This window comes from Amycolatopsis sp. NPDC004378 (assembly GCF_053602455.1).
The window spans coordinates 1,340,940-1,360,056 of sequence record NZ_JBSGDR010000001.1 but is presented as its reverse complement, the minus strand read 5'-3'; the positions used below and the strand labels follow the sequence as shown (position 1 = coordinate 1,360,056).

At 71.0% G+C, this 19,117-nt stretch carries 20 protein-coding genes and 1 tRNA gene; 11 read left to right on the top strand and 10 right to left on the bottom strand.

Annotation, left to right across the window (positions count from 1 at the left end; translation table 11 throughout):
• Window positions 1–80 precede the first annotated feature (80 nt).
• From ACWEN0_RS06680 to ACWEN0_RS06660, 5 genes are read left to right on the top strand one after another with little or no spacing between them, the layout of a single operon-like run.
• Window positions 81–473 (top strand): hypothetical protein, encoded by a 393-nt coding sequence (locus tag ACWEN0_RS06680; protein ID WP_451969526.1) that lies wholly within the window; start codon window positions 81–83, stop codon window positions 471–473.
• Window positions 470–1,684, top strand: a complete 1,215-nt coding sequence (locus tag ACWEN0_RS06675; RefSeq protein ID WP_451969524.1) for a putative T7SS-secreted protein — start codon at window positions 470–472, stop codon at window positions 1,682–1,684. The genes ACWEN0_RS06680 and ACWEN0_RS06675 overlap by 4 nt, the downstream gene beginning before the upstream one ends.
• Window positions 1,684–2,262, top strand: coding sequence for a hypothetical protein (locus ACWEN0_RS06670; RefSeq protein ID WP_451969522.1), 579 nt, complete (start codon window positions 1,684–1,686; stop codon window positions 2,260–2,262). The genes ACWEN0_RS06675 and ACWEN0_RS06670 overlap by 1 nt, the downstream gene beginning before the upstream one ends.
• Window positions 2,262–2,594, top strand: coding sequence for a hypothetical protein (locus ACWEN0_RS06665; RefSeq protein WP_451969520.1), 333 nt, complete (start codon window positions 2,262–2,264; stop codon window positions 2,592–2,594). The genes ACWEN0_RS06670 and ACWEN0_RS06665 overlap by 1 nt, the downstream gene beginning before the upstream one ends.
• Window positions 2,591–2,965, top strand: coding sequence for a YbaB/EbfC family DNA-binding protein (locus tag ACWEN0_RS06660; protein ID WP_451969518.1), 375 nt, complete (start codon window positions 2,591–2,593; stop codon window positions 2,963–2,965). The genes ACWEN0_RS06665 and ACWEN0_RS06660 overlap by 4 nt, the downstream gene beginning before the upstream one ends.
• On the opposite strand, the gene ACWEN0_RS06655 is transcribed toward ACWEN0_RS06660, so the two are convergent.
• The 6 genes from ACWEN0_RS06655 to ACWEN0_RS06630 form a co-directional block, all read right to left on the bottom strand.
• On the bottom strand, window positions 2,962–3,366 hold the full coding sequence (locus tag ACWEN0_RS06655; protein ID WP_451969516.1) for a hypothetical protein: 405 nt from the start codon (window positions 3,364–3,366) through the stop codon (window positions 2,962–2,964). The two genes, ACWEN0_RS06660 and ACWEN0_RS06655, sit on opposite strands and share 4 nt — an antisense overlap.
• Complete coding sequence (locus ACWEN0_RS06650) at window positions 3,363–6,092, bottom strand: FtsK/SpoIIIE domain-containing protein (RefSeq protein ID WP_451969515.1); 2,730 nt, start codon at window positions 6,090–6,092, stop codon at window positions 3,363–3,365. Before ACWEN0_RS06650 ends, ACWEN0_RS06655 begins: the two co-directional genes overlap by 4 nt.
• Window positions 6,093–6,124: 32 nt before the next feature.
• A complete protein-coding gene (locus tag ACWEN0_RS06645; RefSeq protein WP_451969514.1) occupies window positions 6,125–6,370 on the bottom strand; it encodes a hypothetical protein in 246 nt (81 codons plus the stop codon).
• A 4-nt stretch (window positions 6,371–6,374) separates the two neighbouring features.
• Window positions 6,375–6,635 carry a hypothetical protein gene (locus tag ACWEN0_RS06640; RefSeq protein ID WP_086677306.1) on the bottom strand — a complete coding sequence of 87 codons (261 nt, stop codon included), beginning with the start codon at window positions 6,633–6,635 and terminating at the stop codon, window positions 6,375–6,377.
• A 568-nt stretch (window positions 6,636–7,203) separates the two neighbouring features.
• Window positions 7,204–7,288: transfer RNA gene (locus ACWEN0_RS06635), tRNA-Ser, on the bottom strand.
• Between the two features lie 46 nt (window positions 7,289–7,334).
• Window positions 7,335–8,132, bottom strand: a complete 798-nt coding sequence (locus ACWEN0_RS06630) for a PP2C family protein-serine/threonine phosphatase (protein WP_451969512.1) — start codon at window positions 8,130–8,132, stop codon at window positions 7,335–7,337.
• A 76-nt stretch (window positions 8,133–8,208) separates the two neighbouring features.
• Between ACWEN0_RS06630 and ACWEN0_RS06625 the strand changes: the two genes are divergently transcribed.
• Together ACWEN0_RS06625 and ACWEN0_RS06620 are read left to right on the top strand one after the other, a co-directional pair.
• Window positions 8,209–9,900: an HsdM family class I SAM-dependent methyltransferase gene (locus ACWEN0_RS06625; protein WP_451969511.1), complete on the top strand. Its 1,692-nt coding sequence runs from the start codon at window positions 8,209–8,211 to the stop codon at window positions 9,898–9,900.
• An 8-nt stretch (window positions 9,901–9,908) separates the two neighbouring features.
• Window positions 9,909–10,799 (top strand): serine/threonine-protein kinase, encoded by an 891-nt coding sequence (locus tag ACWEN0_RS06620; RefSeq protein WP_451969509.1) that lies wholly within the window; start codon window positions 9,909–9,911, stop codon window positions 10,797–10,799.
• Here ACWEN0_RS06620 and ACWEN0_RS06615 read toward each other — a convergent pair.
• The gene (locus ACWEN0_RS06615) at window positions 10,789–11,298 is read right to left on the bottom strand and encodes a hypothetical protein (protein WP_451969507.1); all 510 of its coding nucleotides are present in this window, start codon (window positions 11,296–11,298) and stop codon (window positions 10,789–10,791) included. The two genes, ACWEN0_RS06620 and ACWEN0_RS06615, sit on opposite strands and share 11 nt — an antisense overlap.
• Window positions 11,299–11,508: 210 nt before the next feature.
• Here ACWEN0_RS06615 and ACWEN0_RS06610 point away from each other — a divergent pair, with 210 nt between their 5' ends.
• From ACWEN0_RS06610 to ACWEN0_RS06600, 3 genes are all read left to right on the top strand, one after another.
• Window positions 11,509–12,150, top strand: a complete 642-nt coding sequence (locus tag ACWEN0_RS06610; RefSeq protein ID WP_451969506.1) for a L,D-transpeptidase — start codon at window positions 11,509–11,511, stop codon at window positions 12,148–12,150.
• Window positions 12,151–12,261: 111 nt separating this feature from the next.
• A complete protein-coding gene (locus ACWEN0_RS06605) occupies window positions 12,262–15,435 on the top strand; it encodes a PQQ-dependent sugar dehydrogenase (protein ID WP_451969504.1) in 3,174 nt (1,057 codons plus the stop codon).
• 131 nt (window positions 15,436–15,566) lie between these two features.
• Window positions 15,567–16,091, top strand: a complete 525-nt coding sequence (locus ACWEN0_RS06600) for a L,D-transpeptidase family protein (RefSeq protein ID WP_451969503.1) — start codon at window positions 15,567–15,569, stop codon at window positions 16,089–16,091.
• On the opposite strand, the gene ACWEN0_RS06595 is transcribed toward ACWEN0_RS06600, so the two are convergent.
• Together ACWEN0_RS06595 and ACWEN0_RS06590 are read right to left on the bottom strand one after the other, a co-directional pair.
• Window positions 16,081–17,607: a 3-hydroxyacyl-CoA dehydrogenase gene (locus ACWEN0_RS06595; protein ID WP_451969501.1), complete on the bottom strand. Its 1,527-nt coding sequence runs from the start codon at window positions 17,605–17,607 to the stop codon at window positions 16,081–16,083. The two genes, ACWEN0_RS06600 and ACWEN0_RS06595, sit on opposite strands and share 11 nt — an antisense overlap.
• Before the next feature lie 49 nt (window positions 17,608–17,656).
• The gene (locus ACWEN0_RS06590; protein WP_451969499.1) at window positions 17,657–18,328 is read right to left on the bottom strand and encodes a TetR/AcrR family transcriptional regulator; all 672 of its coding nucleotides are present in this window, start codon (window positions 18,326–18,328) and stop codon (window positions 17,657–17,659) included.
• Between the two features lie 127 nt (window positions 18,329–18,455).
• On the opposite strand from ACWEN0_RS06590, the gene ACWEN0_RS06585 reads away from it, so the two are divergent.
• Complete coding sequence (locus ACWEN0_RS06585) at window positions 18,456–18,902, top strand: nitroreductase family deazaflavin-dependent oxidoreductase (protein ID WP_451969497.1); 447 nt, start codon at window positions 18,456–18,458, stop codon at window positions 18,900–18,902.
• 12 nt (window positions 18,903–18,914) lie between these two features.
• Here ACWEN0_RS06585 and ACWEN0_RS06580 read toward each other — a convergent pair whose 3' ends face one another.
• Window positions 18,915–19,112: a hypothetical protein gene (locus ACWEN0_RS06580; protein ID WP_451969495.1), complete on the bottom strand. Its 198-nt coding sequence runs from the start codon at window positions 19,110–19,112 to the stop codon at window positions 18,915–18,917.
• Between the last annotated feature and the right edge of the window lie 5 nt (window positions 19,113–19,117).

The window sequence follows — 19,117 nt, the reverse complement described above, 5'->3', positions numbered from 1 at the left end:
CTCGCCCCTTCGGGTGACGATGAAACCCCGGAGAGTTGACGGTCGTCCTAGTGTTGACCGGACCCACAGGGGAGGGTGGCGTGGACGGATACGCGGTGAAGGTCGACGAGCTGGGCAAGCTCATCGACGACCTCGACACGGCGGCGGGCCGGATGGCCGACGCCAACAAGAAGCTCGGCGGCGGCGGGGCGTTCGGCTCGCTGGGCAACGCCGACCTGGGCAAGGCGGGCGTCGAGTTCGAAGAGGCCTGGGGCTACGGAATCGGCCGGCTCGGCGAGGCGGCGTCGGACATCACCGAGCGGCTGAAGCAGGCGAAGCAGAAGTACGAGCGGATCGAGGCCCAGTTCGGCGGCGACCTGGCGAAGTTCGGCTCGGCGGTGCTGGGCGACGGCGGCGCGGCGCCGGGCGGTGGCATGGTCGGCGGCGGCGCGACGGGCGGCATCACGGACATCCTGAACGGCACCGGCCGGTGAGCGCCCGCGACTTCCCGGCCCTGGGCTTCGACCCGGCGCCGGGCGAACTGGACGGCATCACCGACCTGGCGGGCAAGTACCGCGCGGTGAGCAAGGACCTGACGGAGGCCGACGACTCGCTGCGGCAGATCGTCCGCAAGCAGGGCATCTGGCAGGGCGAGGCGAGCGAGGCGTTCGCCCGCCGCATCGGCCCGCTGCCGCAGTACCTCGAGGGCGCGGCGCGGTCGATGGGCGAGGCGGCGGACGCCCTGGAGGGCTGGTCCCGGGACCTGGGCGACCTGCAGAAACGCGCGGCCGACCTGGAGGCCCGCGCGGAAGCGGCGGCGAAGGCGGCCGAGCAGGCCCGCGCGAACCCGGACTTCGCCCTGGCGAACCGCACGTTCCCGGACCAGCAGTCCCTCCAGATCGCCCAGCGCCTCCTGGACAACGCGGGCCGGCAACTCCAAACGGCGATCGACGGCTGCCAGAACATCCAGGACGCGGCCAGGCAGCTCCAGCAGGAGCACGGCGAGGCGGCGGCCAGGGTCGCGGAGGCCCTGCGGAAGGCGAAGGAGCTGGCCCCGGACGAGCCGGACGTCCTCGACAAGCTGGCGGACGCCGTCGGCGGGGCGATGGGCGATCTGGCGAACACACTGGCGGACAGCGCGGCCCAGGCGTGGGACTTCGTCCAGGACCACGCGGAGGTGATCGCGAAGCTCTCGGACGTAGCGGGTGACGTCGGCAATGTCCTCGGCCTCGTCGGTGAGTTCCTGCCGCCGCCGGTCAACCTGGCGGTGGGAGCCGTCGCGACGGGTCTCGGGGTCACGGCACTGGAGGGGCATGCCGTGGCCAAGGTGGCCGGTGCCGATGTCGCTCCGGAAACCCTGATCTTCGACGGCATCGGCACGGGAACTTCCTTGATCGGCAGTTTCCTTCCACCGGGTGGTGAAATCGCGATGAAAGCCATCGGCCTGGGAGCGGTGGGGGCCCAGTTCCAGACCGATGCCGCGACCGAGGTGGCGGGGATGGACTTCGAAGGTCCCATCGACGATTTCAAGAACTACTGGCTGCCCAAAGACGCCGGCCAATGGGCGGCAGCGGCTTCGTCTGTCGTCGCCGGGCCTGCGCCGTGGGTGGCCGTCGCCGTCGGCAACGCGACCCAGGCCGGAGTTCAGGCCGACAACACCCCCGAACGACGTCGTGAGCGCGCTGAAGACGAGGTGTGGAACTGATGCCTCTGCAGATCGACCTGCCGCCCGGGTTCGCGGGCATGCCGGTGGGCACCGACGACAAGATGAACCGCGGCCACGCCTGGACCATCGCCGAAAACGTCGCGGCGGGCGCCGGGAAGTCCGTCGAGGAGTTCGGCAGCTACCTGATGGCCCTCGTCCCGACCATGCAGGCCAACGGCATCCGGGTGTTCGGCAAGTTCGCGGTCGGCACGCGCAAGGGTGACGTCGCGACCTTGACGCTCGGTATGGCGCAGTGGCCGGAGCCCGCGCCAAGCAGCCGTGACGCCCTGGTGACGGCGCTGGCCGAGCAATACCGCAGCCGGCACACGGGGGCGGTGGTGCAGCCGGTCCGGCTCCCGATCGGCCCGGCGATCGTCGCGATCAGTGGTGGTGAGTTCCACCCTCCCGGCAGGGACGTGTGCACTCAGATCAAGGCGGAATACCAGATCCCGCTGCCGGACGGCCGGTCTGTGGTGATCCTGTCCGTGGTCGCGGAGTCGGAGGACGCCTGGCCGGCGGTCGCCGAGGCGACGGCGAAGGTGGCGTGGAGCCTCCGCAGCGGCGAGGCGGCTCGGTAATGGTGTCGGCCGCCCACTCGACCAGCGCGGGGTCGCTGCTGCTCCTGCTGCTCTTGACCGTCGTGCTCGGCGGTCTCTTGGCTGCCAGTCTGATAGTGACGATCATCCGGATCAACCGGGGGTCCCAGCCGCGTGAACAGCAGATGGCCCGCCTGGCCTCACGGCTCGACGGCCGGAACAAGGTCACCATCCGCATGGCCGAGTTCGGCATCAGCAGGGCCGATCTCCACTGGGTCGCGCAGAGCCGGGGCTACGCCTTGGTCGAGCACCAATTCGGGAAGTACTACGAGTTCCTCTACGCACCGCACCAGGCGGGGAGAACGGGGCCATGAGCAACGAGCAGCTGATCGAGGAAATGCGCTGGCAGCTCAAGCAGATCGAAGACCGCAAGGCGGACAACCAGCGCATCCTCGCCGGCATCGCGGGCACCAACCACACGACCGTGACCTCGCCTGATCGGTCGGTCACCGTGCTCGCCGGGCCGGGTGGGGTCGTCTCCGAGGTCCGGCTCGCGCCCGAGGCCATGCGGTTCGACGCCGGCACGCTCAGCCGGACCATCACCGCCGTCATCCGGGAAGCCGTTGCCGCCGGGGGAACGCTGGCCGAGGCGCCGCAGAGTCTGCCGCACCGTGCGCCCGCGGCTCGGCCGGCCAGACCCGCTCCGGCCGACGACGAGCCCTACGACACCGTCTTCGACGTCTAAACAGCCGGTGGTTCGCCTCGCTTGGACGCCGCTCGCTTGGCGCGCCAGCCCAAGGCCAGTACCGCCTGTACCAGTTCCTGGTAGCTGGGCTTGACTTCCTCGAGGTAACGCTCCAAATAGGCCGCACGCGCCGTCGTGACCGGGCGGGGGTCGTCGCCCGGGGGGAGCCACATCAGGCCCTGGATGTTGTGCAGGGCCATCTTCCACCAGCGCGTTGCCCGCTCGGCCGCCCTGGCTTCGCGTTCCGCGGCCGCCTCGATCGCGTTCTGGGCTTCCTCGATCTCCGCGTCCAGCTCCTCGGCGCGGGCCAGTTCCCACGCCCGCAGGTTCTCCGCCGAGCCTCGCGAGAGCGCGATGATTTCCTTGTACCGCATGGCCGCGGTGGCACCGTCGTCCGTCATTGGGCGTTCTCCGGGCGCTGGAACGGGATGATCACTTCGGGGGCTCCGTGCGTCGTGCGGTCGAAGAACAACGCGCGGCCCGGGCGTGGCGACCAGTGCACCACCTGGCCGGCCGCGAACGGCGCCAGCTCGTTGCCCTGGACGTCGAGGGCCGCCCACGTGCCGATGTCGTCCGTGCCCGCGAAGCCCAGGGTGTCCTTCAACCGCGCGATGCTGCGCCACCAGCCGATCGTGTGGATGCCGTGGCCCGGACCTTGCTTCAGCACTGTGCGCAGGTGGTCGAGCCCGCTCTTCAGCTGGCCGACCGCCTTGACCTCCAACGCCGGCAGCGCCGCGTCGACCCCGTACAGCAGCAGGATCTTCGCGCCGCCGGACAGCGCGCCGGTCATCGACTCCAGTGTCGCCGTCAGGTCGTCCACCAGCGTGGCGTGGTGGCCGTCGGCGCGTAGCCGCTCCGCCAGTTCCAGCACCGCCGGGGCGCACGCCTCGATCGTGCAGCCGAGGACGAACTCGACCTCGCCCGGCTCGTACTGCCGCGCCAGCGACCGCGCCGAGGAGTCCATGATGGACAGTGCTTCGGCCGTCGCCGATCCGAGCACCGCGATGTTGCGGCCCGGCGCCCAGGCGAGGTCCACCCCGCACGCCGCCTCGGTGACGTCGATGGACTGGCCCAGCAGCGCCCGCGGCCGCGAGCTCGGCTTGAGGTCCACGTACGCCGGGAACTGTTCCAGGACCGGCGAATGCGCGCCGTCGAACAGGCGCGGGCGCGGGAAGCGGCCCGCGTACTCTTCCCACAACCGGTGCTGCAGCCGGACGAAGACGTCCTTGCTGCTCGCGTCCGGGATGTGGGCCAGCTGGTTGCCGTGCGCGACACCGGAGTCGTGGTTGATCACGGAGTGCCACTTCGGCGCCGACACCGCCGCGTTGTTCGTCTCGGCCAGTACGCGCCGGGCCTTCGGCATCGCGATCCGCAGCGTGCACTGCTCGAACACCGCCGGCTTGCCCCAGAATGCTTCGATGCCCGCGACGTCCTGGCTGGCCAGCACCAGGTGGATGCCCTGCGAACGGCCTCGCCGCGCGATGTCCTCGAGGAGCTGTGTCGCGGTGGCCGTCACCTGGTCGCGGCCCGCGAACAGGTACTGGAACTCGTCGATCACCGCGACGATCCGCGGCCAGTGCCCGCCGGGGTCGGCTTCGCGCAGGTCGGCGAGGTTCGTGACTTCGTGCTCCTTCGCCGCCGCGGATCTCCGGCGCAGTTCGTCGGCCAGGAACCGCAGCAGTGCCAAGCCGAACTCGCGGTCGGTGTTGACGTTCACGCCGACCAGCCGCGCGTGCGGCAGCCAGCTCGCGTCCTTCCGGCCCGGCGCCAGCCCGGCGAACGAGACGCCTTCCTTGAAGTCCAGCAGGTACAGCGCCAGCTCCTCCGGGCTGTACCGCGCCGCGAGGCTGCCGAGCAGCGCGTACAGGAAGTTCGTCTTGCCCGAACCGGACGGTCCGCCGATCAGCGCGTGCGGGCTCGCGTCCCCGATGACGACCTCGACCGGCTCGCCTTCGAAGAACCCGACCGGCGCGCGCAGCTCCCGCGCCGAACTTTCGTGCCCCAGCTCGGCCGGCAGCAGGTCGTCGAACGCCCGCGGCCCGCCCTGCTTGGCGATCAGCGCCCCCGCGATCCGGTCGGCGGCCCGGATGACCTGCCCGGACGGCATCGGCGGGTCGAGCGTCACGGCCAGGTCGGTGCCGGTCATGCTGCTGATCGCCTGCCGGTCGTCGATCAGGCTCAGCGTCTCGACCGACGCGCTCACGGCGGTCGGCACGTCGATCATGATGAGGCAGATCCCCGCGGCCAGCGCACCGCTCGCGACGCGCTTGAGGTCACGGGCGCGTTCCGGTTCGAGGGTTTCGCCGTTGCCGTACAGCACCGCGATGCGGAACGGCTCGATCCGCTCCCCCCGGGCGACGCGCAGTTCCCGCAGCGAAGTGTGGCCCGCCTGCATGCCGGTTGCGTGGATGCGGCGGATGTGGCCGGCCAGCTCGTCGAGGAGGTCCTCGAGCCGGCCCGGGTCGTACAGCGAAAGCGCGCTCGTGCGGCTCAGCGGGTAGAGGTCGGGCAGGATCGCGGTGAGCTGCCCGATGTCCCACAGGTGCACGCGCACCGCGCCGGGTTCGAACGTCGAGAGCACGCGGATCAGCAGGTTCTGGACGATGCCGTCGATGACGGGCCGCGTCTTCGGCGCCGACGTGATCGCGAGGTGCGATTCGTCGAGCAGCGGGACCGCGACGTCGAACGTCCGCGTCGCGTCACCGCCCGCGGCGGTCGCGGAACCGACCCGCCACAGACCCGGTGACGTGATCCCGGGGTTGTGCCCGACGCGGCCGAGCCAGTCACCCGGCGGCAGCCCGGCCGGGCCGGGTGCGTTCTGCGCGACGAGCTCGCGCAGTGTCGCCGGCCCTTGGCTCCAGTCGGTGTAGTAAGCGCTTCGCACGCTGCCGAGCGCGCTGAAGACCTCGTGCGCGGCGGGGTGCCGGGCCCACTCGTTCTGCTGCTCGGTGCCGGCGTGGTTCATGCCGACGCGGACGATGTCCCGCTCCAGCTCGAGTTTGGCGAGGTCGGCCTCCGCGGCTTGGCGCGCACCGGCCGCCGCGCCCAGGACCAGCCCGATCTGGTGCCGGACCCGGTCGAGGGCGGTTTCGACCCGGTTGCGTTGCTCGGCTGACTTGTTGGCCATCGGCGTCCCCAAAAAAGGTGTCCCTGAAAGGATTACAGGCGTGACCGGTATCCGCTCACCAAGTCTTCGGCAGAAGCCAGGCGGACGAGGAGCTGGTCCAGCCCCTCGCCGGCCTGCGCGTACTGCGAAGGGAGCCAGGGATCGGCCTTGGCCTGGGCGTCCACGAGCGCTTGCCGGGCTTCCCCGAGCAGGCTTGTGGCCCGCTCGGAGTGGGCGCGCGCGTCGGCGAGCCCGGACACGGCAGCGGTGAGCAGCTGGTGGAGTTCGGCGAGCGACATCCCGCTAGAGACGCGCCGAGTAGGAGTCGGCGGAGGAAATGCTCGCTTGGACCGTGCTCTGCAGGCCGTTGATGCCCTGCAGGGCCTCCGCCAGGAGTCCGTGCGCCTGGCTGACTTCGTGCTGGCTGCTCCCCTGCGTCGCCTGCGAAAGCGACTGCTGGGCTTCTTCGAGAGACTGCGCTGCCTGCTGCAGGGCGGCGATGCTCGCGGACGCCTTTTCATTGGCGAGTGCGATGCCAGCGCGGATCTCTTCGACTCCGGCCATCGGGCCTCTACTCCTCGAAATCTGGGTGGTCGTACGGTGCGGATTCCATTGAAACAGATCCAGCGACTCAGCGTGATCATCTGACTGTGCCGAGTGATCACGGGTCCGGAATCAGCAAGGCCCCGGACGTGGGAACGTCCGGGGCCGGGCCGATCACGGTGCGTGCAGGGGGTGTCCCTGCGCGAAGTCCGCACACTGAAGTCGCTGGCCAGCGCTACCCCAGGTCACAGCGGTTTTCGTGCCACTGCTGGCCTTTCTGGAAGGGTCGGGCTCGGGTTGAGGGTGAGACTAGCGCGACCGGAGCAACCGGCTTCGCGCAGCCCTGCTCGTAACTCACCGTAGACGCGCGCAAGAAAGCAACGAGGAAGCCATTTCACATTCCAGGCTGTCGCAGGTGCCCCACGAGCATCGCCAGCCCGGATCCGTCGGTGGCAGACGGGGTCCTTCGCCGTCGCCGAGGTGGTGGCCCGCGCGGCGAGAAGAGCCGGATTCGGGACAGGCCACCGGTTTCCGGCCGGAAACGACGAAACGCCGGGCGCGAGGCCCGGCGTTTCGCCTGATCAAACGGCGGAGGATACAGGATTCGAACCTGCGAGGGCGTGAACCCAACACGCTTTCCAAGCGTGCGCCTTAGGCCGCTCGGCCAATCCTCCGCAGGAGACGATACCGGATGGTCGTTCGTCGTCGTGAAGGTGGGTCTCAGCCGGTGGGGGTCCGGGTGGCGGAGCCCCCGGCTCGGGGCGAAGCCCCGGATGGCGCTGCGACGTCGGCCACCACGCAGGTGATGTTGTCCGGTCCGCCGCCTTCGTTGGCCAGGCGGATCAGCTCCGGGATCGCGTCGGCCGGGGCCGGGATCGCTGCCAGGACGTCGCGGAGGGTGGGCTCGCTGACCGGGCCGCTCAGGCCGTCCGAGCAGAGCAGGTAGCGGTCGCCCGGGCGGGCGGTGAACGTCCAGATGTCGGGGTCGGCGGAGCCGGTTGTCTGCAACGCCTTCATCAGCAGCGAACGCCGTGGGTGCGACTCCGCGTCTTCGGCCGCGACCCGGCCGTCTTCGACCAGGGCCTGGACGAGCGTGTGGTCGCGGGTCAGCTTGCGGAGGTCGCCGTCGCGCAGCAGGTAGCCGCGGGAGTCGCCGATGTGGGCCGCGCCGAACTCGACGCCGTCGAAGAGGAGCGCCGTCAGCGTGGTGCCCATGCCTTCGGTCGTCGGCTCGTTCGAGGCGACCTCGGCCAGTCTTTCGTCGATGGTCTTGACCACGCCGGACAGCGTCGCCGCCAGGTCCACGCCCGTCAGGTTGATCCGCCGGAGGTCGACGTCGAGCTCGCGCAGCACGTCGACCGCCGTCGCGCTGGCGACTTCGCCGTGCGGCTGGCCACCGATGCCGTCGGCGACGGCGAGCAGGCGGGAACTCGCGTAGACCGAGTCCTCGTTGACCTGGCGTCGCTTGCCGACGTCCGACCCCGCGGCGTACCGGAGGACGTACCGATCGTGTGTCATGATCCCATGAAAGCATTGGTTGACTGAGTTCACAAGCAACTCGGCTGAATGGAGCACTGTCCGATAGGGTTCCGGCATGGACGACGACGCGACGGTCAGCGCGGCCGACATCGCGCGGCTCGCCGGGGTCGGCCGGGCCGCGGTGAGCAACTGGCGGCGTCGCTACCCGGACTTCCCGCCGCCGGTCGGCGGCACGGCGTCGAGCCCGTTGTTCGGCCTGTCCGCCGTCGCCGGCTGGTTCCGCACGCGGGGCAAGAAGTTCGAACTGTCCGCCGGTGAACGCGCGTGGCAGCGCCTTCGTGCCCTGGGCGACGACCTCGGCCTGGCCGAGCGCGTGAGCCGCGCGGGCGTCTTCTTCGCTTTCCAGGCCGGGATCTTCGACACCTTCGACAGCAGGCTGGACGACCCCGAGCTCATCACCCTGCTCAGCGAGATGACGCACCGGGACGGCCCGGTCGAATCGTTCGAACTGTTGTGCCGCCGCTACTTCGAAGCGCATTCGCGGCGGTTGTCGACGACGCCGGAGCCGGTCGCCGAGCTGATGGCCCGGCTCGCCGGCCCGGTGGCCACGATCCTCGACCCCGCCTGCGGCTTCGGCGCGCTCGCGCTGGCGAGCGGCGCGAAAACCGTGCTGGGGCAGGACAGTGACCCGATGACGGCCTCGATCGCGACGCTGCGGCTGCGGCTGCGCGGCCTCGAGGCGGAGGTCTACGCGGTCGACGCGCTGCGCGATGACGCCTTCGCCGGCCGGACGGCCGAAGCCGTGTTGTGCGACCCGCCGTTCAACGAGCGGGCCTGGGGCCACGACGAGCTCGTCGGCGACGCGCGCTGGGAGTACGGCCTGCCGCCGCGCGGCGAGCCCGAGCTCGCCTGGGTGCAGCACTGCCTCGCGCACGTCGAACCCGGGGGCACGGTGGCGATCCTGATGCCGGGCGCGGCGGCCGGGCGGCGCAGCGGCAAGCGCATCCGCGGCAACCTGCTGCGCGCGGGCGCGGTCCGCGCGGTCGTCACGCTGACGGCGGCGGGACCCGACCTCTGGCTGCTGCGGCGGCCGGTGCCCGGGCGGCGCCCGCCGTCCACGGTCCTGCTCGGCGAGGCGGGCGACGATCTGTCCACAGTGGACGATATGTGGCGGGGCTTCCTCGAGCACCCCGAATCCGGCGTCCGGATCATCGACCTGCTCGACGACGACGTCGACCTCACGCCGGCCCGGCGCCGCGTCCGGGACGAGGACCTCGGCCGGGCTTTCCAGGCCGTGCAAGCGCGGTTCGCCGAACTGAGCCCGCGGCTGCCGCCGCTCGAAGCGGTGGACACCGAGCCGGCGTTCACGACGGTCGGCGAGCTCGTCAAGGCCGGTGTCGTCGAGGTCAAGCACGCGGCCCGCGCCGACGCCGACCACCCGGTGGCCGAGGCGGGCGACGTCGTCGCGTCCGTGACGGGGATCGCGTACGTCCACAGTGGACCAGATGAGCCGGTCGGGCCCGGGCTCACCGTGTACCGCGTCGACCCGGACCGGCTGGACGCGGACTTCCTGGCCGGCTGCCTGCGCGCGGCCGACCTGCCCGCCGCGTCGGCGTCGACCCGGATCGACGGCAGGCGCGTGCGGATCCCGCGCGTCGCCATCGGCGTCCAGCGCGAGTACGGCCGGGTCTTCCGGCGGCTGGCCGAGTTCGACGCCGTTCTGCGCGAGACGGCGGAAACGGGCCGTGAGCTGGTCCGGCTAGGCTTCGCTGGACTTGTCGAAGGACGGCTCGCGCCGGGCCGATAGGGGAACGGATGCTGATCGCCGACCGCTACGAGCTGGACGAGCTGCCGCTCGGCCGCGGCGGGATGGGCGCGGTGCACGGCGGGCACGACCGCCGGCTGGGCCGGCGCGTGGCGATCAAGCTGCTGAGACTGCCTGGCCGCGACGAGGAGCTCGAAGCCCGCTTCGCGCGCGAAGCACGGATCCTGGCGACGCTCGACCACCCCGGCGTACCGACGCTGTACGACTACGGCACGCACGACGACCGGTTGTTCCAGGTCATGCAGTTCGTCGACGGCGTGACGGTGGCCGACCTGCTCGCCGAGCACGGGCCGCTGCCGGTGCCGTGGGCCGCGGCGATCACGGCGCAGGCGTGCGCGGTGCTGACCGCCGCCCACGCCCTCGCGGTGTGCCACCGCGACCTCAAGCCGTCCAACCTGATGCTCGGCCCGGACGGCGGGGTCAAGGTGATGGACTTCGGCCTCGCCGTGCTGCGCGAAGCCGACGCCGCGCAGTTCACGCGGGCCGGGCAGCTGCTGGGGACGCCGTCCTACATGGCGCCCGAGCAGATCCAGCGCGGCGGCGCCGAACCGCGAAGCGACCTCTACGCATTGGGTTGCGTGCTGCACGAGATGCTCACCGGGCGGCGGCTCTTCGACGGGCCCACGGCGTACGCGGTGTTCGAGCGGCAGGTCAAGGAGCTGCCACCGCCCGTGCCGGGCGTCCCGAAGCAGCTCAACGCGCTGCTCGCCGAGATGCTGGCGAAAGACCCCGAAGCACGGCCGCCCGGGGCGGCCGTGCTGTACGAGCGGCTGGGCGCGTTCGTCGGCGCGCTGCCGCCGCTGCCGGGGTTCCTCGTGCCGCCGTCCGTGCCCAGCCCGGGCCGGATGTACGCCCGGATGCTGGGACGCGTCAGCGGTTGAGCGCCGCCGGCCGCTGCTCGGCGAGCGGCAGGCCGCGCTGCTGGATGCGGTAGTACGTCGTCGCGTTCTGCACCGCGATGCTGACGCCCAGGGTGAGCGCGATCGACGCCGAGGTCAGCGGCCCGGCGACGCCGAGCGCCGTGCCCAGGGCGACGAGCCCCACCCGGATCGCGATCGTCAGCAGCCACAGCCCGACGGTGACGGCCGACCCCTTCTGGAACGTCGTGCCCCCGCGCTCGCTGAGCGTGGTCGTCGTGCTGCGCAGCACCCCGAGCCCGGCGAGGACGACCAGGTCCACGGCGAGCAGCCCGAGCTCGGCGGCCGACGCGCCGGGCAGCGCCTTCGCGGTCAGGTACGCGCCGACGGCGACCAGGATCAGCGGCATCACGACGAGCGTCTTGCGGTTCAGCAGCGTGCCGCGGACCTGCTTGTACACGACCTTGTAGAGGACGTAGGCGGCGATGACCACGTAGAGCAGGACGTTCGCTGCGCTGGACATTTCGGGGCTCCTTGGTTTCGAAGGTGCCCCCAGCATCGGCGAACGGCGGCCCGGTTTCGTCGGCGCGCGGATCGGGCCCGGGTGGACCTCGATCTCAACCCCAGGGTGGACGCTGACCGAATCGTGACCTTCCGGGGCGAACCTCGACCGGGTGATCGCCGTCTTCAGGGGTGTTCGCAACGCGATGATCGAGCATGGGGGTACCGGATCGTGAAAAGGCTTCTGGCGGGAGCGGCCGCGCTGGCCACCGCCTTCGTGCTGGCCGCCTGCTCGGGCGGCGGGGCCGCGGGCGGGCCGAACGCGGGCGGTGGCGCCGTCGCCGCCGGCACCGGCGGGGGGACGCCGACGACGTCGAGCACCACTCCGGCCCCCACCACGACCAGCGCGACGCCGGCCTCGACGAGCGCCGCGCCCACCACGGCGAAGCCGGCGCCGACCACCACGGCCAAGCCGAAGCCCAAGCCGCAGCCCCCGGCGAGCGACCCGGGGGTGCCGTGCGCCGCCGCGGCCGCGTCTTCGGGCACCGCCGCCTGCGTCGACATCTCCGCGCACAAGGCGTGGCTGCTGCAGGGCGGCAAGGTCGTCTACGGGCCGGTGCCGATGCTGCCGGGCCGCAAGAGCAACCCGACGCCGACCGGCACGTTCCACGTCCTCTCGAAGGAGAAGGTGCACCTGTCGAAGGAGTTCGACAACGCGAAGATGCCGAATTCGGTGTTCTTCTACCCCGGTGACGCCTTCCACACGGGCAGTCTCTCGGTGTACTCGCACGGCTGCATCCACCTGTCGGCGGGCGCGTCCCTGAAGTTCTTCACCACCTTGCACGTCGGTGACATCGTGCAGGTGGTTCCGTAAACGGTCCTTGACCAATACGGACAGTTGATCACGAACGAATAAGATCACTCGGCAGAGTGAAACTGGCCCCCCTGTTCAGGCGATATGTGATCGCTTGGGAAGGGGGGCCAAATGGCCTTGGGAAGGCTCAGAGCACTACGCCACGCACTCGTCGCGGCGGTGCTCACCGGGGCGTTGCTGCCCGTCGTGTCCACGGGGGTGGCGACGGCGGCGACGACGATCCCGCAGGGGTTCGTGCTGCGGGACACCAACGCGGGGCTGGGGAACCAGCCCCTGACGGACTTCGGGTACCTGCCGGACAACTCAGTGTTCGTCATCAGCAAGACCGGCACCGTCCGCTGGCTGCCGGAGACCGGGGCGGGCCGGACGATCGCGACGCTGCCCGTCCGGACCGACGAGGACCTCGGCCTCGTCGGGCTGGCCGTCGCACCGGACTACGCGACGTCGCACGCCATCTACCTGACGCGGTCGATCAATCAGACCAGCGGTTTCGTCATGCGGCTGGCGCGGTTCACGGTCACCGTGGACGCGGCCGGCGCGCCGACCGGGCTGACCGGCGAGCAGACGCTGTTCGAGGTGCCGGGCATCACGAACGTCCACGCCATCGACACGGTCGTCGCCGCCACCGACGGGACGCTCTGGCTGTCCATCGGCGACAACGGCGACTTCACGAAGATGGACCCGGCGTCGTTGCGCGCGCAGGACGTCAACCAGCCCTACGGCAAGATCTTCCACCTGGCCGCCGACGGCCGGGGCGTGCCGGCCAACCCGTACTACGACGCGGCCAACCCCGGCTCGACCGCGAGCAAGGTGTTCGCACGCGGGTTCCGCAACCCGTTCCGATTCAGCATCGACCCGAACCTCGGCCTGCCGGTCGCCGGTGACGTCGGCTGGAGCACGTGGGAAGAGGTCGACGTCGTCCAGCGCGGTGCCAACCAGGGCTGGCCGTGCTGGGAAGGCAACCACGCGACCCCGGGCTACAGCGGGCTCGCGGGCTGCGCCGGCGTGGCGAACCAGCCGCCGATCTTCGAGTACCAGCACGGCACCGGCGACATGCAGGGCAACAGCGTCACCGGCGGCATCGTCTACAACGGATCCAGCTACCCGGCGGCGTACCGCGGGTCGTACTTCTTCGGCGACTACGTGACGAAGAAGATCTGGACCCTGCGCTACGACGGCCAGGGCCAGCTGACGCAGGCGCCGGAGAACCCGCCGGTGTTCACCGGCATCGGCGGCCCGGTGAAGTTCGCGGCGGCGCCGAACGGCGACATCGTCTACGCCGACATCCTGTCCGGCAACCTGCGGCGGCTGACCTACTCGGCCAACAACACGGCTCCGGTCGCGAAGGCCACCTCGGTCACCGACCCGGCCACCCGCACGGTGACGTTCGACGGCTCCGCTTCGGTCGACTACGACAACGACCCGCTGAAGTACGACTGGGACTTCGGGGACGGGACGACCGCGGTCGACGCCGGCCCGCAGGTTTCCCACACCTACGCCGCGGGCACCGACGCGTTCACGGCGAAGCTGACCGTCCGGGACCCCCTGGAGGCCAGCGACACGACGACCATCGCGGTCGCGCCCGGCAACCACACCCCGGAGCTGACGCTCACCACGCCGGGTGACTCCGCGACCTTCGCGGTCAACCAGCAGGTCTCGCTGAGCGCCACCGCGACCGACGCCGAGGACGGCGCGCTGCCGGTCACCTGGACCACGGCCGTGCGGCACTGCCCGACCGAGGCGACGTGCCACGCGCACCCCGGGGCCGGCGGCACCGGGGCGAGCTACGCGGCGCCGTTCACCGAGCACCCGGACTCCCGCATGGAGTTCACCGCGACGGTGACCGACAGCGCGGGCGTCACGACGTCCAAGACGTACACGGCGTGGCCGCGCCGGCACCGGATCACCCTGCTCGGCACGCAGCCCGCGGCGCTGAGCATCCCGGTCGAGGGCGGCGTCAGCACGGCGCTGGTCACCGAGGGCGCATCCTTCGACGTCGAGGCCGCGCCGCTGGCCATCGACGGCGTTTCGAAGTTCACCGGCTGGCAGGGCGGTCCCACCGACACGACGTGGGTCGTCACGGTCGGCTCGGGCGATCTGACCCTGACGGCGAACTACGCGACCCCGATCGACCAGCGCTACGACGGCGACCCGGCGTTGCGGGCGAAGCTCGGGGCGCCGACGGGCACCGAGGTCACCGACGGCACGGTCCACTACCGGACCTACGCGAACGGCCGTCTCTACTGGAGCGCGGTGGGCGGCACGAAGTACGTGACCGGCCCGGTGCTGGACAAGTACCTCGGCTACGGCGGCCACGCGAAGCTCGGCCCGCCGACGACCGACACCACGGCCACCGCCGACGGCACCGGGCAGTTCTCCGACTTCGTCAACAACGGCACCGTGGGGTCGATCTACTACACGGCCGCCACGGGTGCGCACGCCGTCTACGGGGAAATCCGGAAGAAGTGGGCGGCACTGGGCCTCGAGCAGGGGCTCGGCTACCCGACCTCCGACGAGAACGGGACACCGGACGGGATCGGCCGGTTCAACGACTTCGTCAAGGCCGGCAACGTCGGTTCGATCTACTGGACCAACGCGCTCGGCGCGCACGCGCTCTACGGCGAAATCCGCAAGAAGTGGGCCACACTCGGCTACGAGCGGGGCGTCGGCTACCCGACGACGGACGAGACCGGCACCTCGGACGGTGCCGGCCGGTTCAACGACTTCCTGAACGGCACGAACGTCGGGTCGATCTACTGGACGGGCCAGACGGGCGCGCACGCGGTCGTCGGGGAGATCCGGAAGAAGTGGGCGGCGCTCGGCCTCGAAAAGGGCGTCGGCTACCCGACCGCGGACGAGAACGGGACGCCGGACGGGGTCGGCCGGTTCAACGACTTCGTCAAGGCCGGCAACGTGGGTTCGATCTACTGGACGAACGCGCTCGGCGCACACGCGATCTACGGCGAAATCCGGAAGAAGTGGGCGGCCTACGGCTACGAACGCGGCCTCGGTTACCCGATCAACGACGAGGAAGGGACACCGGACGGCGTCGGCCGCTTCAACCACTTCAGTCTCGGCCACTCGATTTACTACACGCCGATGACCGGCACGCACGTGATCAAGGGCGAGATCCGCAAGCGCTGGGCGGCCCTCGGCTGGGAGAAGTCCTACCTGGGCTACGCGACCTCGGACGAGTACGTGACGAACGGGGTGTACCGCAGCGACTTCCAGGGCGGCTACATCACGTGGACGCCGTCGACCGGCGCGGTCGACCGCCGCTGGTGACGCGGTAACCGACCACGACCGGCGCAGGCCGTCCCCGGGTTTCCGGGGGCGGCCTGCGCCGTTTCGGAACCTCGGCGGGGCCCGCACGTCTTGAGAGGCAGAGAGCGGGAACCACGATCTTGGGGGAGCACATGCGTATTCGGCGCGCGCTGGCCGCACTGTCCACTTTGGCCGTCGCGGCGGTGCTGACGGCCTGTTCGGCCGGTCAGACCGCCGACGTCCGGCTGGCGGCGGGGACGCCGTCGCCCACTTCGGCCGCCCCGGCCACACCGTCCACTTCGGACAGCAAGCCGACGGTGGCGCCCGGTGTTCCGTGCACGATCACCGCGAAGGCGTGCGTTTCCCTTTCGGGGAAGCAGGCCTGGCTGCTCGACGACGGCAAGATCGTCTACGGCCCGGTGAAGATCATGCCCGGCAAGAAGGGCAGCACCACCCCGGTCGGCACGTGGCACGTGCTCGCCAAGGAGAAGCTGCACCTCAGCCGCGAATTCGACAACGCGCCGATGCCGAACTCCGTGTTCTTCTACAACGGCGTCGCGTTCCACCAGGGCAGCCTGGCCAAGTACTCGAACGGCTGCGTGCACCTTTCGGCCGCGGCGTCGCTGAAGTTCTTCTCCGCGCTGGACAAGGGTGACGAGGTCCAGGTCATCCGGTGACCGTCAGGTCCGCCGGCGTGGTCCCGGCCGACGCCAGCGGCAGCCCGAGGGCGACGCGCTCGGTGAGCCACGGGCTCGGCCGGTACCGCGGGTCCCCGGTGGACGCGGCCAGTCCGCGCAGGATCCGCAGCACCACGTCGCCGCCGACGAGGTCGCCCCAGGCCAGCGGGCCGCGGGGGTAGCCGAGGCCGAGCCGGACCGCCGTGTCGATGTCGGCCGGCGTCGCGAGGTGCTGACCCGCGATGAAGCACGCCGTGTTGACGATCGAGGCCAGGAGGCGCTGGGCGATCGGGGCCGGGCCGTCGCGGACGACCGTCACCGGGTGGCCGGTCGCGGCCAGCGCGCCCCACGCCGCGCGGCCCACCACCGGGTCGAGTCCCGGGTGGACGGACATCGTCAGGCGCCGTTCGTAGCCCCCGAGGGGATCGACGCCGGCGACCCGGTCGAGGCGCAGCCCGGCGCGGGTCGCGGCGTCCACCGTGGACTCGCCGTAGAGCGGGACGAGCAGGACCGCGTCGGGGTAGGCGTCCGGCACGACCTGCACGCCGGCCGCCGCGAGCGTGCGCGCGAGGTGCTCGTCCGCCGTGAACACCGGGCTCGTCGGCCTCGGCGGTGCTTCCGGCTCGTCGGCGACCTGCTGCTTCCCGTTGTCGTAGCGGTAAAAGCCTTCGCCGTTCTTGCGGCCGAACAGGCCGGCGGCGACGCGCGGCCGGGTCAGCCACGACGGCCGCAGCCGCGGGTCGCCGTGGAAGCCGCTCCAGATGCTTTCGAGCACCGCGTGCGAGACGTCGAGCCCGGTGAGGTCGAGCAGTTCGAACGGCCCGAGCTTCAGGCCGAGCACGTCCCGCGCGACGCGGTCGACGTCGGCGGGCTCGGCGAGCGCCTCCGAGAGGATCTGCAGCGCCTCGGTGTTGAGGCCGCGGCCGGCGTGGTTGACGAGGAAGCCCGGCGCGTCCTTCGCCAGCACCGGCTCGTGGCCCCAGCCGCGGACCAGTTCGAGCGCCTCGGCGGGCAGCCAGTCGTGCGTGCGCGTGCCCGGGACCACCTCGACCAGGCGCATCAGCGGCACCGGGTTGAAGAAGTGCAGCCCGACCAGCCGGCCGGGTTCGGCCAGCTCGGCGGCGATCTCGGTGACCGAGAGCGAGCTGGTGTTCGTCGCGAAGATCGTCTCTTGTGGACAGACCCGCTCGAGGCCGGCGAACAGGGCCCGCTTGGTCGCGAGGTCTTCCCGCACGGCTTCGACGACGAGGTCGACGCCGTCCGCCGGGGCGTCGGGCGCGTCCACGGCCACCAGCCGGTCCTTGACCACCTGCGCGTCCTCGGTCAGCTTGCCCTTCGACGCCAGCTTGTCGACCATCCCGCCGACGTACTCGATCGCTTCGGCGACGGCCTCGCGCCGGACGTCGGCCAGCTCGACGGTCACCCCCGCGGTCGCGGCGAGCTGGACGATCCCGCGGCCCATCACCCCGGTCCCGATCACCCGGATCCTGCCGACCTTCCCGGCCCACCCCGTCACTTCGCGCCCGCCTTCCGCTGTCGGTCTCTCTCGCGCGTGACGGTACCGCCTAGAGGCCCACGAACTCCGCCATCCGCATCGCCGAGTGGGCGAAGAACGCGTCGGCCGGGTCGACGCTGCCGACGTACTGGCCGAACAGGTCGAAGTTGATCGCGCCGAACAGCTGGGTCCACGCCATGATCAGCCGGGCCACGGTCTCGGGCCCGGCGACGATCCCGAGGACCTTCGTGAGCGTCTCGGCCTGGGCGCGCAGCTCGGGTGCGACGTCGCCGTCGACCGCGCGCAGTTCGGTGTGCGTGAGCACCTTGACCAGGGCGAGCGCGACGCGCCCGGCCGGCGCGACGGTGTCCTGCGGCGCCGAGTACCCGGGGATCGGTGAGCCGTAGATCAGCGCGTACTCGTGCGGGTGCGCGCGGGCCCACTCGCGCGTCGCCTGCCAGATCGCGAGCCACCGGTCGCGGGGCTTGCCTTCGCCGGGGTCGGCGTTCTCGGCCGCCTCGCCGATCGCGTTGTAGGCGTCGACGATCAGGTCGGTCAGCAGCCGGTCCCGGCTCGGGAAGTACCGGTACAGCGCGGACGACACCATGCCCAGCTCCCGCGCCACCGCGCGCAGCGAAAGCCCGTGCGCGCCGACCTCGGCGAGCTGGCGGCGGGCTTCGTCCTTGATCTCCTGGGTCAGTTCGGCGCGGGCTCGTTCGCGCGCGGTCCGGGTCGCGGTCATGCGGATCAGTGTGCCATGACGAGAGCGCTGCACAAAATCGAGAGCACTGCTCTTGACAGCGGCGCTCTCAAGGGTGTTCACTGCTCTTAACCGAGAGCACTGCTCTCCCAGAACTTCGGAGGACACCATGACCGCCGCCCGCTACATCGAGCCGAAGAAGTCCACCAACGCGTTCAACGAGGCCGTCGCGAAGCTGACTCGGATGGGCTTCAGCGTGTGGGGCAGCCGGGTGCTGACCGTCGTCGGGCGCAAGAGCGGCGAGCCGCGGTCGGTGCCGGTGAACCTGCTGACCGTCGACGGCGTGCGCTACCTCGTCGCCCCGCGCGGCGAGACGCAGTGGGTGCGCAACCTGCGGGCCGCCGGCCAGGGCACGCTGCGCGTCGGGCGCCGCGTCGAGGAGTTCACCTTCCGCGAGCTCGTCGACGACGAGAAGCCGGGGATCCTCCGCGCGTACCTCAAGCGCTGGAAGTTCGAGGTCGGCGTGTTCTTCGACGGCGTCGACGCGAAGGCGTCCGACGAGAAGCTGCGCGAGATCGCGCCGGGCTACCCGATCTTCGAGATCTTCACGAAGTAGCGGGGTGGGTCCTCACGGCGTGGGTTTGCGCCGCGTCAGGTTCGCCGCGACCAGCACGACCCCGACCAGGAACGCGACCAGCCCGATCAGGAACCACAGCTTCTGGCCCGTCATGAAGCTGCCGGTGATGACCCCGATGCCCTGCAGCACCCACACGGCGCCGACCAGCACGAGCACGACCCCGACCGCGAACGTGATCCACCGCCTCATCGCCC

Coding starts and splice junctions, on each gene's coding strand:
- ACWEN0_RS06670 (WP_451969522.1), top strand. CDS start 1,684: ATGCCTCTGCAGATCGACCTGCCGCCCGGGTTCGCGGGCATGCCGGTG.
- ACWEN0_RS06665 (WP_451969520.1), top strand. CDS start 2,262: ATGGTGTCGGCCGCCCACTCGACCAGCGCGGGGTCGCTGCTGCTCCTG.
- ACWEN0_RS06660 (WP_451969518.1), top strand. CDS start 2,591: ATGAGCAACGAGCAGCTGATCGAGGAAATGCGCTGGCAGCTCAAGCAG.
- ACWEN0_RS06655 (WP_451969516.1), bottom strand. CDS start 3,366: ATGACGGACGACGGTGCCACCGCGGCCATGCGGTACAAGGAAATCATC.
- ACWEN0_RS06650 (WP_451969515.1), bottom strand. CDS start 6,092: ATGGCCAACAAGTCAGCCGAGCAACGCAACCGGGTCGAAACCGCCCTC.
- ACWEN0_RS06645 (WP_451969514.1), bottom strand. CDS start 6,370: ATGTCGCTCGCCGAACTCCACCAGCTGCTCACCGCTGCCGTGTCCGGG.
- ACWEN0_RS06640 (WP_086677306.1), bottom strand. CDS start 6,635: ATGGCCGGAGTCGAAGAGATCCGCGCTGGCATCGCACTCGCCAATGAA.
- ACWEN0_RS06630 (WP_451969512.1), bottom strand. CDS start 8,132: ATGACACACGATCGGTACGTCCTCCGGTACGCCGCGGGGTCGGACGTC.
- ACWEN0_RS06625 (WP_451969511.1), top strand. CDS start 8,209: ATGGACGACGACGCGACGGTCAGCGCGGCCGACATCGCGCGGCTCGCC.
- ACWEN0_RS06620 (WP_451969509.1), top strand. CDS start 9,909: ATGCTGATCGCCGACCGCTACGAGCTGGACGAGCTGCCGCTCGGCCGC.
- ACWEN0_RS06615 (WP_451969507.1), bottom strand. CDS start 11,298: ATGTCCAGCGCAGCGAACGTCCTGCTCTACGTGGTCATCGCCGCCTAC.
- ACWEN0_RS06605 (WP_451969504.1), top strand. CDS start 12,262: ATGGCCTTGGGAAGGCTCAGAGCACTACGCCACGCACTCGTCGCGGCG.
- ACWEN0_RS06600 (WP_451969503.1), top strand. CDS start 15,567: ATGCGTATTCGGCGCGCGCTGGCCGCACTGTCCACTTTGGCCGTCGCG.
- ACWEN0_RS06590 (WP_451969499.1), bottom strand. CDS start 18,328: ATGACCGCGACCCGGACCGCGCGCGAACGAGCCCGCGCCGAACTGACC.
- ACWEN0_RS06585 (WP_451969497.1), top strand. CDS start 18,456: ATGACCGCCGCCCGCTACATCGAGCCGAAGAAGTCCACCAACGCGTTC.
- ACWEN0_RS06580 (WP_451969495.1), bottom strand. CDS start 19,112: ATGAGGCGGTGGATCACGTTCGCGGTCGGGGTCGTGCTCGTGCTGGTC.